General features: G+C 53.4%; 12 protein-coding genes. All 12 read right to left on the bottom strand.

Annotated elements, in window-relative coordinates; genetic code table 11:
- Positions 1-45: 45 nt before the first annotated feature.
- Entirely contained in the window at positions 46-768 is a 723-nt protein-coding gene (locus tag DCCM_RS02015; protein WP_104370796.1) for a gamma-glutamyl-gamma-aminobutyrate hydrolase family protein, read from the bottom strand.
- Positions 769-949: 181 nt separating this feature from the next.
- On the bottom strand, positions 950-1,300 hold the full coding sequence (locus DCCM_RS02010) for a type II toxin-antitoxin system PemK/MazF family toxin (RefSeq protein WP_104370795.1): 351 nt from the start codon (positions 1,298-1,300) through the stop codon (positions 950-952).
- 1 nt (position 1,301) lies between these two features.
- Entirely contained in the window at positions 1,302-1,574 is a 273-nt protein-coding gene (locus tag DCCM_RS02005) for a CopG family ribbon-helix-helix protein (protein ID WP_207655521.1), read from the bottom strand.
- Positions 1,575-1,779: 205 nt separating this feature from the next.
- On the bottom strand, positions 1,780-2,286 hold the full coding sequence (gene ilvN / locus DCCM_RS02000; RefSeq protein ID WP_104370794.1) for an acetolactate synthase small subunit: 507 nt from the start codon (positions 2,284-2,286) through the stop codon (positions 1,780-1,782).
- A gap of 146 nt (positions 2,287-2,432) precedes the next feature.
- On the bottom strand, positions 2,433-3,095 hold the full coding sequence (lipB, locus tag DCCM_RS01995) for a lipoyl(octanoyl) transferase LipB (protein WP_104370793.1): 663 nt from the start codon (positions 3,093-3,095) through the stop codon (positions 2,433-2,435).
- A 99-nt stretch (positions 3,096-3,194) separates the two neighbouring features.
- Positions 3,195-4,679, bottom strand: coding sequence for a glutamate synthase subunit beta (locus DCCM_RS01990; protein ID WP_104370792.1), 1,485 nt, complete (start codon positions 4,677-4,679; stop codon positions 3,195-3,197).
- Positions 4,680-4,823: 144 nt separating this feature from the next.
- A complete protein-coding gene (gene gltB, locus DCCM_RS01985; protein ID WP_104370791.1) occupies positions 4,824-9,446 on the bottom strand; it encodes a glutamate synthase large subunit in 4,623 nt (1,540 codons plus the stop codon).
- A 218-nt stretch (positions 9,447-9,664) separates the two neighbouring features.
- Positions 9,665-10,996 carry a type I glutamate--ammonia ligase gene (glnA, locus tag DCCM_RS01980; protein ID WP_104370790.1) on the bottom strand — a complete coding sequence of 444 codons (1,332 nt, stop codon included), beginning with the start codon at positions 10,994-10,996 and terminating at the stop codon, positions 9,665-9,667.
- A 304-nt stretch (positions 10,997-11,300) separates the two neighbouring features.
- A complete protein-coding gene (glnA, locus tag DCCM_RS01975) occupies positions 11,301-12,632 on the bottom strand; it encodes a type I glutamate--ammonia ligase (protein ID WP_104370789.1) in 1,332 nt (443 codons plus the stop codon).
- A gap of 176 nt (positions 12,633-12,808) precedes the next feature.
- Positions 12,809-13,390: an ANTAR domain-containing response regulator gene (locus DCCM_RS01970; RefSeq protein WP_104370788.1), complete on the bottom strand. Its 582-nt coding sequence runs from the start codon at positions 13,388-13,390 to the stop codon at positions 12,809-12,811.
- Between the two features lie 201 nt (positions 13,391-13,591).
- On the bottom strand, positions 13,592-15,172 hold the full coding sequence (locus DCCM_RS01965) for an FMN-binding glutamate synthase family protein (RefSeq protein ID WP_104370787.1): 1,581 nt from the start codon (positions 15,170-15,172) through the stop codon (positions 13,592-13,594).
- 377 nt (positions 15,173-15,549) lie between these two features.
- On the bottom strand, positions 15,550-16,131 hold the full coding sequence (locus DCCM_RS01960; protein ID WP_104370786.1) for an ANTAR domain-containing response regulator: 582 nt from the start codon (positions 16,129-16,131) through the stop codon (positions 15,550-15,552).
- Positions 16,132-16,185: the final 54 nt, after the last annotated feature.

The following is a 16,185-nucleotide window of genomic DNA, read 5'->3' as shown; positions in this document are numbered from 1 at the left end:
ACACGCCTTCCGGTGCCGGAGCTTGCTCCTTTGCCATCGGCAAATTCAGGAAGGAATATCCCCTCTACAAGCAGCCGCCCGGACCAGGGCCTGAAAAATTGATAAAAATAATTTATCCCTGGGCCACATGGTTTCCGGATGGCACTGGATTCCCACAACAAAGGGCAGGTCCGGACGCTCAATGCCTTCCACCACGCCGTCCGAGGATCTGGCTGAAACTATAAAGCCCGGGGCTATTTTGCGAACGGCCTGGTGATGGAAACTGTTCACCCTGATTTTCCCGCCCCCGGTTATCCTCTCCAGCAGCGTTCCCTTAACCACTTCAATATCATGGGTGGGGTGCCAGCGGGGAGCCTGCTGCCGGTGCTGAATACCCCTTTGGCTCCCGGAATAAATATCCTGGTAAATGTCCCCGCCCGCCGCGATGTTGAGCACCTGCATTCCCCGGCAAATCCCCAGCACCGGCAAACCGGCGGATAGGAACAGCCGGGTCAGCTCCATTTCAAAGCAGTCCCTTTCGGGGTCAATCTCACCGCAGGCGGGTGAAGGCTCCTGGTCAAAAAAAACCGGGTCGACATCCACTCCACCTGTTAGAATTACACCATCCAAATAATTAACCAATTTTTTAAAAACTCCTGCATTGCCGCTGTAATCAAGCAGCAGGGGAATCCCCCCGGCGGCTTCCACCGCCCGGGTGTAATTCCTGGCAAGCCATATACGGTCGTTCTGCATATCGTGGCTGCAGGTCAAACCTATAACAGGCCCCATAGTTAAAGCCTCACTTTCTGAGAGGCGCGAGGCGAGAAGTGAGAGGTGCGATTCCTGTGGGAATTTGCTAAAGCAAATTCCTGCTATTCCCACATCCCACCTCTCACTTCTCACTTCTCAATAAACAGCCCCATATAATATATTAGGGGCATCCCCTTTTAAATACTCCGGGATGCCCTTTCTATATCTCTATTAATCCCAAACTGATTTCCGCAGCCTGGTTTACTTTTCTCATCATATCCTCATTAAGGGAGGTTACCTTTTCCATAAGCCGGCTTTTGTCAATGGTTCTTATCTGCTCCAGAAGCACCACCGAATCCTTTTCCAGCCCGCCCGGGGTTTTGCTCAATTCCACGTGGGTGGGCAGCTTGGCCTTGTCGATCTGGGATGTTATCGCCGCCACGATGGTGGTGGGGCTGTACTGGTTACCGATATCATTCTGCAATATCAAAACCGGCCTGGTTCCACCCTGTTCGGATCCCACCACAGGGCTCAGGTCGGCGAAAAAGATATCCCCTCTGCGGATCAACATGTTACTTGGCCTCCGCCAGAGGCTCGTAAGGTGTGGAGACCTCCGATTCCAGCCGGTACTGCTCCAGTGCCAGGGCCAGGTTTATTTTGGCCATTTCCATGTAGCCCATTTTCATTTGTTCCCTTAACAGACGCCGCTTGCGCTCGGCGATATACAGCTTCATGGCCTCGCGTATCAGCTCGCTCCGGTTCAACTGCTCGGCGGCTACAATACCGTCCACCTCTGCCAGTAAATTGTCGGGAAGACTGATCATAATTCTCTTGACCTGGGCCACCTGCCAAAAACCCCCCCTAACGATACCTGATTTTTTGGTATAACATATTATACACAAAAAATCAGTTTATATGTCTATACCGTCTGTTATATACTAGTATACGCAATAATGGCCTGCTTCAACACGCATTTATTATATAAATTCTCCGCCCGGAAGCGAAATCCTCCGCTGGCGGCGAATAAACAAAATTTACCAAAATTCATTTTCAAGCATTATCGGAAATATTCTTCGTTGCTTCAGGAGCCCTGGACAGGGCAATTTTACCGGTGCGAACCAGTTCCACTATGCCGTGCTCCTCCAGTACGGCACAAAGCGCGTTTATCTTTCTCTCGTCCCCGGTGAGCTCTATCACCATGGTTTCAGGGTTTACATCCACTATACCGGCCCGGAATATATTTACTATATCCACAATGTCCGAGCGGCGATTGGCGTTTGCGCTGACCTTGATCAAGGCCAGTTCCCTTTCAATGGACTCCTCGGTTTTCAATTCATGAATTTTTATCACGTCCACCAGCTTGGACAGTTGTTTTACCACCTGATCCAGTATATGAGTATCCCCCTGCACCACAATGGTAATGCGGGTTACGTCAGGTTCCTCGGTATACCCGGCGGCTATGCTTTCAATATTAAAGACCCTCCTGCTCAAAAGTCCCGCGATACGGGCCAAAACACCGGGCTTGTTTACCACCAGAACGGCAAGGGTATGTTTCATTTTCTTTACCTCCGGAAACAATGTGTTATTGAAAAATATTGTATCATAACGGCATGAATAATTGAATTAAAAAGGGCAATATAAATAAGCTGCTTCGGTTTTCTATCCCAAGCAGCTTTGTTGATAATTTTTGTTAATAATTATTGTTATTTGTCAAGGTAGTTCAGCATTTCCAAATTGAAAACCTGGCCAAAGTGCCATATAACCCTCTCCCGCACCTCTTCCTCATCCACCGGCGCTCCCCTTTCTTTTTCCAGGGAAGTCACGCCCTGGTCGGATTTGCCGCAGGGGTCGATATAACTGAAATGGTTAAGATTGGTATTTATGTTCAATGCAAAACCGTGGTAACTTATCCAATTGCTGATGGCTATTCCCAGGGTGCTTATTTTCCGGTTGCCCACCCATACCCCGGGACATTTGTCCCTCCTGTAGCCGGACAGGCTGTAGTCCTTCAAGAGCCTGATCACAACTTCCTCGTAATTATTCACAAGCCACCTCTCATCCTTGACGTGCTGTTTAAGGTCAAGAATGGGATAGGCCAGCAACTGGCCGGGTCCGTGGTAGGTAATATCCCCGCTCCTGTCCGTTTCATATACAAGTATACCTTCCCTGCGAAGCACCTCCGGCTCCACCAGAATGTGCCCCCTGGCGCCTTTCCGCCCTATGGTGAGTATGGGCGGGTGATATAAAAGCACCAGGGTGTCCGGTATTTTATACCCCATCCTTTTACATATGAGCTGTCTCTGGTAAGAATAGGCTTCCTGGTAATCACAGCATCCAAGATATACCACATTGCATTTTCTATACATACGATAGACCACCTCACACGTGGATTCAAATCCCGTGCACAAATATTACTATCCGGGGGCAGGGACTCTAGCCAGCGCAGGGTGAGAAATGGTGGCCATTTATATCAAGTCTTCGGAGTCCGTCAGATAGCGATGGCACTCCCTGGCGGCGCCGCGCCCTTCATTTATCGCCCAAACCACCAGGCTTTGTCCCCGGCGCATATCACCGGCGGCAAATACCCCTTTAACATTGGTGGAAAAATGTCCGTAATCGGCTTTAACATTGGAGCGCTCATCCCGCTCTATGCCAAGCTGCTCCAGCATGGTATCCTCGGGGCCGAGGAAACCCATGGCCAGCAAAACCAGCTGCGCCCGCCACACCTTCTCGGTTCCCGGAATTTCCCGGGGTAGAAAACGGCCTTGCTCATCCTTAACCCACTCAACATTAACAGTCTGCACCCCGGTCACCCGCCCGTCCTGGTCACCAATAAACCTTTTGGCGGTGATGCAGTATTCCCGGGGGTCTTTACCATAAAGGGCGATGGCCTCCTCCTGGCCGTAATCAACCTTCAGCACCCTGGGAAACTGCGGCCAGGGATTGTTTTCGGCGCGCTGGAGCGGTGCCTGGGGCATAATTTCCAGCTGGGTTACGGTTTTGCAGCCATGACGAATAACCGTGGCCACACAGTCGGTACCCGTGTCACCGCCGCCAATAACGATAACATCCTTATCCCCGGCGGAAATGTATTTACCGTCGGCAAGATTGGAATCCAGCAAACTCTTGGTATTCAGCCGTAAAAAATCCACGGCGAAATGAATGCCTTTAAGTTCACGCCCTTCTATTTTAAGATCCCTGGGGTTGGTGGCTCCTCCGCAGAGAACCACCGCGTCATATTCATTTAACAGGCTCCTGGAGGGGTAGTCCCTGCCCACCTCGGTGCCAGTGACAAAGGTGACCCCCTCTTCCTCCATTATCTTCACCCGGCGTTCCACATATCTCTTATCCAGCTTCATATTGGGTATGCCATACATCAGCAGTCCGCCGATCCTGTCTGCCCGTTCAAAAACCGTTACCAGGTGGCCGTACTTGTTCAGTTCGTCCGCGCAGGCCAGCCCCGCGGGGCCGGACCCCACCACGGCAACCTTTTTCCCGGTGCGCCGGGCGGGAGGGACGGGAACCATCCAGCCTTCATCGTAAGCCCTGTCGATAATGGCACACTCAATATTTTTGGTGGTTACCGGGTCGCCCGCCAGTCCCGCGGTGCAGGCGCCCTCACAGGGCGCCGGGCAGACCCTTCCGGTGAACTCCGGAAAATTGTTGGACATCTTCAACCGGGCCAGCGCTTCCCGCCATAATCCCCTGTAAACAAGATCGTTGTATTCCGGCATCAGATTGTGATTGGGACAGCCGGAGGCCATGCCGTTAATCAACATTCCGCTGTGGCAGAAGGGTGTGCCGCACTCCATACAGCGGGCCGCCTGCTTCTTAATTTTTTCCTCGGGCAATCTGTGGTGAAATTCCTGCCAGTCCTTAATACGCTCCAGCGGTGAGCGGTCGGCGGGCAGTTCCCTTTTATATTCCATAAACCCGGTGGGTTTACCCATGGTTTCTCCCCCTTTACTGATGAGACCTTCACAGCAGGTCCGTCCTAAATTTGATTAAAGCCGGCTTTAAAAGCAAGAATTAAGGCACTACGGAAAGTGCGTCCCCTGAGCTTAATTGCCAGGCGCCGTTTTTCCCCAGCCTCTTTAGTTTCCGGCCACCCGGGATATGTCCCTGATGTTTTCCTCAAAAGCAACCATAATCGCTTCCTCGCCGTTCAAACCCGCCTGGTGCGCCCGGTCTATGGCTGCCAGCATGCGTTTATAGTCCTTCGGGATAACCCGTACAAATTTAGGCAACATCTCATCCCAATTATCCAGAATCCTTTGGGCAACTCCGCTCCGGGTATATTCCAGATGACGTTCAATCAAAAGCTTTATGCCGTCAATTTCGGCTTGATCCTCCAGTTTTTCCAGTAAAACCATATCCTTGTTGCAGCGTCCGGGGAAGGTATCGTCCCGGTCCAGCACATAGGCGATACCGCCGGACATGCCCGCGGCAAAGTTCCTGCCGGTGGCGCCCAGCACCACCACCTGGCCGCCGGTCATATACTCGCAGCCGTGGTCGCCTACTCCCTCCACCACAGCCTTTGCACCGCTATTCCTGACACAGAACCTTTCGCCGGCAATACCCCGGATGTACGCCTCGCCGGAGGTTGCCCCGTAAAGGGCCACATTGCCGATGATTATATTTTCCTCGGGCACAAAGCTTGCGCCCCTGGGCGGGTGCACAACAATTTTGCCCCCGGAAAGTCCCTTGCCCAAATAGTCGTTGGCATCGCCCTCCAGGGTAAGAGTCATGCCCCCGGGAACGAAGGCACCAAAACTCTGGCCCGCGGATCCTTTAAAATTAAGTTTGATGGTGTCCCCGGGAAGCCCACCGGCGCCTTTAAGCCTGGTAATTTCGCTACCCACAATGGTACCCACCACGCGGTTGACATTTTTTATGGGCAGGGCGGCTTCCACCTTTTCCCCCCGGTCCAGGGCCGGCCGGCAAATGGATAGCAGTTCCTGCACATCCAGGGATTTATCCAGCATGTGATTCTGGGCTATGCGCTGGCACCTGCCCACCACCGCCGGCACCTCCGGCTGGTGCAAAAGGGGCGACAAATCCAGGCCCTTGGCCTTCCAGTGGCCGGCCAAATTCCCTCCAACCTCCAGTATCTCGGTGGCGCCCACCATTTCACTGACGGTGCGAAAGCCCAGTTCAGCCATTATCTCCCGAAGTTCCCTGGCGATAAACAGCATGAAATTGACCACGTGCCGGGGATCGCCCTTGAACAATTTGCGCAACTCGGGATTCTGGGTGGCTATGCCGCAGGGGCAGGTATTGAGATTGCACACCCTCATCATAACGCAGCCCAGCACCACCAGCGGAGCTGTGGCGAAACCATACTCCTCGGCCCCCAGCAGGGTGGCTATGGCCACATCCCGGCCGGTCATAAGCTTGCCGTCGGTCTCCACCACAATCCGGTCACGCAGGTTGTTCAGCACCAGTGTCTGGTGCGTCTCCGCCAGACCAAGCTCCCAGGGAAGGCCGGCGTGATTGATACTGGTGCGGGGGGATGCCCCGGTGCCGCCGTCGTAACCGCTGATCAGCACCACGTCCGCCCGGCCTTTGGCTACCCCGGCGGCAATGGTACCGACGCCCACTTCGGAAACCAGTTTCACGTTTATTCTGGCCGCGGGGTTGGCGTTTTTCAAGTCGTGAATCAGCTCGGCCAGGTCTTCAATGGAATAAATATCGTGGTGCGGGGGCGGTGATATCAGACCGACCCCGGCTGTGGTGCCCCTTACCTCGGCCACCCAGGGATAAACCTTGCGGCCGGGAAGCTGGCCGCCTTCACCGGGCTTCGCCCCCTGGGCCATTTTAATCTGAATTTCATCCGCGTTGACCAGATACTGGCTGGTTACCCCGAACCTGCCCGAAGCCACCTGCTTAATGGCGCTGCGGCGGGAATCTCCATTGGGATCGGGAGTGTAACGGGCGGGATCCTCCCCGCCTTCGCCGGTGTTGCTTTTCCCGCCGATGCGGTTCATGGCTATGGCCAGTGCCTCGTGGGCCTCCTTGCTGATGGAGCCGAAGGACATGGCCCCGGTTTTAAAGCGCCGGCAAATGGATTCCACCGGTTCCACTTCATCTATGGGCACCGGCGGCCGGTTCGATTTAAAATCAAAATATCCCCTGAGGGTGCTTCTCTGCCCGTTGATCATGGCGGAGTACTTTTTAAACAGGCTGTAGTCGTTGTCGCGGCAGGCCTGCTGCAGGGTGATTATTGTCCGGGGATTGTATAAATGCTGCTCCCCATCGTGCCTCCACTGGTAGGCGGAGCCGGAATCCAGGGGTTTCAGGGATGCGGCCGCGGCCGGGTAGGCCTTTTTATGGCGCATCTCCGCCTCCCGGGCAATAACCTCCAGGTCAATGCCCTCCACCCGGGAAGAGGTCCAGGTGAAATATTTGTCTATAACCGCCTGCTTTATGCCCACCGCCTCGAAAATCTGGGCGCCGTGGTAGCTCTGTATGGTGGAAATGCCCATTTTGGACATTACCTTGACCACACCCTTGGTGGCCGCCTTGATATAATTTTTTAACGCGTTTTTGGGGGTGATGTCCGTCATAACCCCCCGGCGGATCATATCCTCAATGGTTTCAAAGGCAAGATAGGGGTTAACGGCGCTGGCGCCGTATCCTATCAGCACCGCGAAATGGTGAACCTCCCGGGGTTCCCCGGATTCCAGCATTAGCCCCACCCTGGTGCGGGTACCCTCCCGTATCAGGTGGTGATGCAAGCCCGAAAGGGCCAGCAGGGCGGGAATCGGAGCATCCTCCGGGCCGGCTTCCCGGTCGGAGAGAATTAATAAATTGGCGCCCCCGTCAATGGCCAGGTCCGCTGCCCGGCACAAATCATCCAGGGCCTTTTCCATCCCGGCGCCGCCTTCCCCCGCCTTGAACAGAATAGGCAGGGTTACCGTTTTATACCCTTCTTTTTCAATATGCCTTATTTTTGCCAGTTCCCCGTTGCTGAGTATCGGGGATTTCAGCCTTATCTGGGTGCAGCTGTCGGGGGCGGGCTCTATGAGGTTCCTCTCCGAGCCGATGGCCGTGCCGGCATCCATGATAATTTCTTCCCTTATGGAGTCAATGGGCGGGTTGGTTACCTGGGCAAACAGTTGTTTAAAATATGTGTACAGCAGTTGGGGCTTTTCCGACAGCACCGCCAGGGAGGCGTCATTGCCCATGGAACCCACGGCGTCGATACCGTGTTTGGCCATGGGCTCAATCATTTTGCCCAAATCCTCAAAGGTATAGCCGAACAGCTGCTGCCTCTGGAGCAGGGTTTGCTGGTCGGGTATGGGCAGTTCTCCGGCGTCCGGAAGTTCCTCCAGGCTGACCATGTTTTCATTCAGCCACTGTCGGTATGGCTGCGCGGTAACAATCCTGTCTTTCAGTTCGGCGTCGGAAACTATGCGCCCCTCCCTGGTATCCACCAGCAGCATGCGGCCCGGGCGCAGCCTTTCCTTGACCAGCACCTTTTCAGGGGGCACGTCCAGAACGCCCACCTCCGAGGCCATAATAATCAGATCGTCGCTGGTTACGTAATAACGCGCCGGGCGAAGGCCGTTGCGGTCCAGCACCGCCCCGATTCTATCCCCGTCGGTGAAGGCGATGGCCGCGGGGCCGTCCCAGGGCTCCATCAGGCAGCTATGGTATTCGTAGAAAGCCTTTTTCCGATCATCCATGCTTTCGTGGTTGGCCCAGGGCTCGGGTATCATCATCATGGCCGCATGGGGCAGGGAACGGCCGGAAAGATATAAAAACTCCAGGCAATTGTCAAACATGGCCGAGTCACTGCCTTCCTGGTCAATAACCGGCAAAGTTTTCGCCAGGTCCTCCCCGAAAAGAGGGGTGGAGCACATGGACTGGCGGGCGTGCATCCAGTTGACGTTGCCCCGCAGCGTGTTGATCTCCCCGTTGTGTATTAAATAGCGGTAGGGGTGGGCCCGCTCCCAACTGGGGAAGGTATTGGTGCTGAAGCGGGAGTGAACCAGCGCCAGGGCCGTTTCCAGGGACTGGTCCCTTAAATCAAGGTAAAACTCGTCCAGCTGTTCCGGTGTGAGCATACCTTTGTATACAATGGTGCTGGCCGACAGGCTGGCAAAATAAAAGGTGTCGGACTGGCCCAGGCAATCGCCGCGCAGTTCTTTTTTGGTCCGTTTGCGTATCACATAGAGTTTGCGCTCAAAGGACATTTTGTCCTGAATCCCGGGAGACGGGGCGATAAAAACCTGGCGGATATGGGGCTGCGCCAGCCTGGCCGTTTCCCCCAGGGTGAAATTATCCGTGGGAACTGTGCGCCACCCTAAAAAGATCTGCCCCTCTTCCCGGACAACCCTTTCCAGAGCTTGCTGGCATTTTTCCCTTTTTTCCTCATCCTGGGGCAGAAATAGCATACCCACGCCGTATTGCCCCCGGGGCGGCAAATTGATTTCCAGCTTGGCACATTCCTGCTTTAAAAAGGCATGGGGAATTTGCATTAATATTCCCGCGCCGTCGCCGGTGTTGATTTCGGCCCCCCTGGCTCCCCGGTGATCCAGGTTCACCAGTATGGTAAGGGCCTGCCGCAATATATCGTTTGATTTTTTGCCCTTTATATTGGCCACAAAACCAATGCCGCACGCATCGTGCTCGAATTGCGGATTATATAGACCCTGCCTGGGGGGTAATCCGTTAATATTGTTTACTTCCCATACGTTTCTTTTCCCCTGCATTAGGCATTTGCACCTGCCTTTATATCTTTTTCTTATTGTAAAGCCGCATTTTTTACGACGGCGGTTTTGGCATCCGGGACAGGCTCTTTAACCCTGGTCCTAAAAGACAAAAAAACCCACCGCGGTTATTTTTGTTAACCTGCCAGTGGGCTCCGTTGCCCTCCCCCGCCGGTACGCCATCGAGCCGGCACGGGTCATTTATTTATTGGATGGTGTTATTAATATTTAGACAGATACTCCTCAATCTCCCAGGGGTGGACCTGGGTGCTGTATCTGTGCCATTCTATCTCTTTGGCCTCGGTAAACCTCCGATGCACGTGGGAACCCAGGGCTTCCTTGACAACCTCGTCCCTGTTAAGCTCCCGCATGGCTTCCTCCAGGCTGGTGGGTAGATTTCCAATACCTTCCGCATCCCGCTCTTCGGGGGTCATTTCATAAATATTGCGATCACAGGACCTGGGGGGCCTGATTTGATTCTTTATTCCGTCCAGACCGGATTTAAGGGACACGGCCAGGGCTAGATACGGATTGCAGGAAGGGTCGGGACTGCGAAGCTCTATCCTGGTGGACATTCCCCGTTTGGCCGGCACCCTGATCAGGGGGCTTCTGTTCCTGGAGGACCAGGCTATATATACCGGCGCCTCGTAGCCGGAGACCAGGCGTTTATATGAATTCACCGTGGGATTGGTTATGGCGCTGACGGCCTTGGCGTGCTTCATCAGCCCGCCTATATAATACATGGCTATATCGCTGAGCTGCATGTCGGCGCCGGGGTCGAAAAACGCGTTTTCACCATTTTTCATCAGCGACTGGTTCAGGTGCATCCCTGAACCGGCGATGCCGAACACCGGCTTGGGCATAAATGTGGCGTGCAAGCCATGGCGCTGGGCGATGGTGCGCACCACAAATTTAAAAGTAACCACCTTGTCGGCAATATCCAGGGCATCCGAATATTTAAAATCTATTTCATGCTGGCCCGGTGCCACCTCGTGATGGGAGGCCTCTATTTCGAAGCCCATCTGATCCAGGGTAAGGACCATGTCCCGGCGGGCGTTCTCGCCCAGATCCACCGGGGTAAGGTCGAAATAACCCGCCCTGTCCTGGGTAATGGTGGTGGGCCGGCCATCGTTATCAACATGAAAGAGGAAAAATTCCGCTTCCGGTCCCACATTCATGGTATAACCCATTTCGGCCGCCTCGGCCACGGCCTTCCTCAGCACAAAACGCGGGTCCCCGGCAAAGGGCGTTCCGTCGGGGTTGTATATGTCGCAGATGAGCCTTGCCACCGCGCCGTCCCTGGGCCTCCAGGGAAAAACCGCAAATGTGTTGGGATCCGGACGCAAGTACATGTCCGACTCTTCTATTCTAACAAAACCCTCGATGGAAGAGCCGTCAAACATTAATTCCCCGTCCAAAGCCTTATCAAGTTGTTCCACAGTAATTGATACATTTTTAAGTACACCGAAAATGTCCGTGAATTGGAGGCGGATAAATTTAACCCCCAAATCCCTGGCCAAACTGCGGACATCATCGTTCGACAATTGAGCCACTCTCTTTACCCCACTTCCTTAAACTGGAGGGGCAAATTTTAAATAAAAAAAGCCATGCCGCCGGGACGCACATCCCCCGACACGCAGGCCCCTTTGCCCCGTACCGGCACCACGCTGTGCCACAGTATGATTTATAAAACTTAATAAACAGTATAGCATAACTTTTTAAAAAAGAAAGGTTTTTTGGCCAAAAAAAATCGGCTGAAAGCTATTGGATACTGTATTATTGGGGGTCATTCCCCGCAAAAAAAATCCCCTAACCTTTCGGTTAAGGGGGAGGATGAAACAGACTGGAAAATCTTTATTAAAACTTGGAAAGATACTCTTCCACTTCCCAGGGATGAACCTGGACCCGGAAGGAGTCCCATTCCTTCGTTTTGGCTTCGATGAATTTCTCGAAGATGTGCGGGCCAAGGGCGGATTTGACCACCTCGTCGGCGGACAGTTCCTGCATCGCCTCCATGAGGCTGGCGGGCAGGCTGCCGATGCCCAGATCCGCGCGTTCCGCGGGGCTCATGTGGTAAATGTTTTTCTCGCAGGGAGTCGCGGGCTCAATCTTATTCTTGATTCCGTCCATACCGCACTTGAGCATGGCTGCGATGGCCAGGTAGGGGTTGCAGGACGGGTCCGGGCACCTGAGCTCGATCCTGGTGGACATGCCGCGCTTGGCCGGAACCCGGATCAGCGGGCTGCGGTTGCGCTCGGACCAGGCAATGTATACCGGGGCCTCGTAGCCGGGCACCAGGCGCTTGTAGGAGTTCACCGTGGGGTTGGTAATGGCCGCGAAAGCCCTGGCGTGCTTCATAAGTCCGCCGATGTAGTATTTGGCGAGCTGGCTCATCCCATCCGGGCTGCCGGCGTCATAGAAAGCGTTTTTGCCGTCCACGAACAGCGACTGGTGGCAATGCATGCCGCTGCCGTTGATGCCGAAAATGGGCTTCGGCATGAAGGTGGCATGCAATCCATGGCGCTGGGCTATGGTGCGCACCACAAACTTGAAGGTGACAATTTTATCGGCAACATCCAGGGCGTCGCCATATTTAAAGTCGATTTCATGCTGGCCCGGGGCGACCTCGTGGTGGGAGGCCTCAATTTCAAATCCCATGTCCTCCAGGGTAAGAACCATGGAGCGGCGGGCGTTTTCGCCCATATCCACGGGAGTCAGGTCAAAATAGCCGGCATTGTCGTGGGTCTTTAAGGTGGGCTGGCCGTTTTCATCCACCTGGAAGAGGAAGAATTCAGCTTCCGGGCCGACATTCATGGAATAACCCATTTCGGCCGCCTCAGCCAGGGCTTTCTTCAGGGCGTTGCGGGGGCAACCTTCAAAGGGTGTGCCGTCGGGGTTGTACACGTCGCACATAAGTCTGGCCACAGCGCCTTCCCTGGGCCTCCAGGGGAACACCACAAAGGTGCTGGGATCCGGACGCAGATACATGTCCGATTCCTCAATCCGCACAAATCCTTCAATAGAGGAACCGTCAAACATCAGCTCTCCGTCCAGGGCTTTTTCCAGTTGTTCAACCGTGATGGCAACATTCTTTAATACACCGAGTATATCGGTGAACTGCAGGCGGATGAATTTTACCTGCATTTCCCTGGCTTTGGCCAGAATTTCATTCTTAACAGCCGCTTCCATTTTTGACCACCTTTCATTTTTTAAAAATTAGGTACTATAAAAAACGCCTTCAGGGGAGTGCTCGCCGTTAACGGTGTACACTCCCTTGAAGGCGCCATTGCCTTGCCGCCGCCACAACCTTATGCCGGCATTTTTATTAACTTGTCAGTCATCCCGAAACATTTAAAAAGTAAAACTTACGCTTTCAGGTTCTGTGCCAGTATAACCGCCTCGGCCACCTGGCGCATGGAGATCCTTTTATTCATGCTCTGCTTCTGCATTCTTTTGAATGCTTCACCCTCGGAAAGCCCCATGCTTTCCATAAGTATGCCCTTTGCCCGCTCAATAATTTTCCTGGTTTCAATAGCCTCTTTCAGTTCCTTGACCTTGTTTTCCAGGTCAACCACTTCCTGATAATTGGCCATGGCCAGTTCCACCGCGGAGGTCAGGGTAATCTCATCCAGGGGTTTTAGAAGAAGGGCTGATACCCTGCATTCCTTGGCCCTCTCCAGAATGGACTGGGTGAACTTTGAAGCCACCACCACCACCGGGGCAAGTTTGTCTTCATGAAGTATCTTCGCCACTTCAAGACCATCCATCCCCGCAAGCCCAGCCTCAATAATCAGCAGGTCCGGCTGCCTGGCCCTGACCATCTTCAAGGCGCTTAGACCGTCGCCGGTTTCTCCCACTACCCAGTAGCCAAGCTTAACGAGTACGGATTTGATATTTTTTCTAAAGGCGTCGTCGCTGTCTACCAGCACTATTCTCTGCTCGGCCATCGGAGGGAGCCTCCCCGTATAATGTTTGACTAAAACCACAAATAAAATACCAAAAAGAACAGAAAAAGCCCTCGGCAGATAAATAATCTGGGAGGGCATCATCGCCTGAATGTATAGATACGCCTTTGTATCCACATGTTTTGTTTTCGATGTAACTATTATAACTGTGGAGTCGATACAGTGCAATAGTTTTTTTAGGTGCTAGCGTAAAATTTGCAGTACCTCTTCATCGTCCAAATCCATGATATACCTGATGCCGGAAATATGAGCGGCTTCCCTGGTAAGGGCGGCTATATCATCCCTGGTAATGTAATTCAGACCAAATTTCCTGGCCCCGCACATGAACTGGCGCAACCCCTGGGCCAGGCGCTCGAAGTACGAGTATACCCCTATGGCGCCCACCGGAAGCCTGTTATATCCGTCAGTCCCCAGCTTTTCCTTCAGCTCGCTGGCGGCAATGAATATCTGCTCCACGGTTTCACCGTATTTTTTGTACTCCGCGGGAACCTTGCCGGATTTTACCGCCTCGCCCACGGTTTTGCCCACCATGGCGGCGGACAGGGCCGAACGGGCCATTCCTATGGCCTTGATATAAGGCGCTCCCAGGGCAATGCCCTTGAACATGTGGTCCTCCAGGGTGAAGCCGCCGGCTATGGCCACCGGGGGTATATAGGCGCCCCTGGCTGCCAGCATATCAATATATTTTACCAGCAGGGCCTGGATGTACACCGTGGGAACGCCCCATTCGTTCATCATCCTCCAGGGACTCATGCCCGTGCCGCCGCCGGCGCCGTCAACGGTAAGCAGGTCAAGCCTGGCATCGGAGGCGTACTTAACCGCCCTGGCCAGGTCCGCCGGGCGATAGGCCCCTGTTTTCAGGAACACGTGCTTTGCGCCCCGCCTGCGCAGCTCTTCCACCCTGGACATAAAGGACTCATATTCCACCATGCCAATCCGGGAGTGGCGCTCAAACTCGGTAAAAGCGCCTGACTTGAAGGCAGCCTGAACTTTGGGGTCCGTGGGGTCGGGCAGCACTATGTAGCCGCGCTCCTTCAGCTGCAGCGCCCTTTCCAGGGTGCCCAGCTTGACTTCTCCGCCGATGTCCTTGGCCCCCTGGCCCCATTTAAGTTCCACCGCTTCAACACCCAGTTTTTCAATGGCGTATTCCTGCACCCCAAGGGTGGTATCCTCCACGTTGGCCTGAACGGCGATGAATCCCCTGCCGCCGTACCAATTCGTGAAGTCTTTAACCCTGCGTTCCAGGTTCGGTGAGTGAACCACCCTGCCGTCCTTAATTTCCACGTTGGGGTCCATGGCGCAGACATTCTCGCCTATGGCGATGCCCACCCCGGAAATGGCGGCGCCGGCTGCCAGGTGATCCCAGTTGTTGGCCGCCACATTGGTTGAACCCATGGCTGCTATTACAATAGGAAGGTTTAATTTCAAGTCGCCCTTTGAGCCCACCGCCGTTTCAAGGTTTACCGCTGGAAATATGGCTGTTTCCGGGTCCGCCTTGATGCCCTGGGCGCCCACGGCGGTCCCCATGATATTAAAATGGGAATAATCCACCGGATAATTCTTCTCCGATGCCGAAGTGGTTTTGCCGAAAGGCTGCGGATAAAGAATCTCTTTGCCCCGCACGGCGGATTTGCCTATTTCGCAAAGACCGGGACAGCCGTCCAGACAGGTCACGCACATTCCGCTGTAGGGACACCTGCTGTCCCCGGTGCGGAGCTTGGTAAGAGTCGCTGCAGAAGCGTTGGTGCCATTGCTATAATTCATTTAAGTTTCATCCTCCCAAAATACATTGGCAAAAATTTCAGGGCAAATCCTCTGCCCTGATTTTTGTTTTTCTCTTTCTTTTTTTATCTTTTATCTCTATCCGTTATCTTTTTACCCCAAATCATACCGTTATCATCTCTTTACAAACTTAAAGGCAACGCTTTTTTGGTTCTCGCGGTATTATGTGTTTGTGAACCGGTTTTTCTTCATTTATCCCCTCCCAACAGGTTAGTAAACAACAAAAACGCCCTTATACAGAACATATCAAAATGATCTGCACAAGGACGTCATTGCCCCGAAAAGCTATTTACAATATAAAGTATAGATATTCACCGGCATAAAATCAACAGTTCGGATATAAGAATATTGTATACATTTTATGGTTGCTTCTGGTAAAACAGTATTATATTTTTAGCCACCTTGGCCAGTGGAAGGGATTTGTTCATGCTAAGCTTCTGAATGTATTTGAACGCTTCCTTTTCCGACAGGGATTTCTTTTCCATCAGCAAGCCCTTGGCCTGCTCCACAACCTTTCTGGTTTCCAGCTCCTTCCTGAGCTGATATACCTCCCTGGACAGCCGCATGGCCCTGTCAAAATTGGCCAGGGCCGATTCTATTATGGTCTGCACGGTTATATCCTGCACCGGCTTCAGCAGGACGCCATAAACCCCAGGGGACCAGGCGAAGTCCTCTATCTCACCCCTGGTTTGCGGTATGGCCATCAACACCGGAGCCACCCTGTGTTCATCCACAATCTCCGCCACATTAATATTTTCAGTACCCGGCAGCCAAGGGTCCAACACCACCAGTTTGGGCTCCTGCTGGAAAATCATCTGCAGGGCGCTGTGCGCATCCGACGCCTCCCCCACTATCTGGTAGTCTGTGTGGCGGAATATTTCCCTGAGGGTTTTCCGGAAATTGCCGTCACCGTCCGCTATGACTATTCTGGTACCATACATCAGCCGCACCTCGGATTAAAAGCCGGTAAAATAAATAACAGTATAATTTTAACA

The sequence above is a fragment of the Desulfocucumis palustris genome (genome assembly GCF_002933875.1).
In the GTDB taxonomy this organism is placed as follows: domain Bacteria; phylum Bacillota; class Desulfotomaculia; order Desulfotomaculales; family Desulfocucumaceae; genus Desulfocucumis; species Desulfocucumis palustris.
Note: the sequence above shows the minus strand (reverse complement) of the source record. Positions and strands in the feature narration are given on the sequence as shown.

Coding starts and splice junctions, on each gene's coding strand:
- DCCM_RS02015 (WP_104370796.1), bottom strand. CDS start 768: ATGGGGCCTGTTATAGGTTTGACCTGCAGCCACGATATGCAGAACGAC.
- DCCM_RS02010 (WP_104370795.1), bottom strand. CDS start 1,300: ATGTTGATCCGCAGAGGGGATATCTTTTTCGCCGACCTGAGCCCTGTG.
- ilvN (WP_104370794.1), bottom strand. CDS start 2,286: ATGAAACATACCCTTGCCGTTCTGGTGGTAAACAAGCCCGGTGTTTTG.
- lipB (WP_104370793.1), bottom strand. CDS start 3,095: ATGTATAGAAAATGCAATGTGGTATATCTTGGATGCTGTGATTACCAG.
- DCCM_RS01990 (WP_104370792.1), bottom strand. CDS start 4,679: ATGGGTAAACCCACCGGGTTTATGGAATATAAAAGGGAACTGCCCGCC.
- gltB (WP_104370791.1), bottom strand. CDS start 9,446: ATGCAGGGGAAAAGAAACGTATGGGAAGTAAACAATATTAACGGATTA.
- glnA (WP_104370789.1), bottom strand. CDS start 12,632: ATGGAAGCGGCTGTTAAGAATGAAATTCTGGCCAAAGCCAGGGAAATG.
- DCCM_RS01970 (WP_104370788.1), bottom strand. CDS start 13,390: ATGGCCGAGCAGAGAATAGTGCTGGTAGACAGCGACGACGCCTTTAGA.
- DCCM_RS01965 (WP_104370787.1), bottom strand. CDS start 15,172: ATGAATTATAGCAATGGCACCAACGCTTCTGCAGCGACTCTTACCAAG.
- DCCM_RS01960 (WP_104370786.1), bottom strand. CDS start 16,131: ATGTATGGTACCAGAATAGTCATAGCGGACGGTGACGGCAATTTCCGG.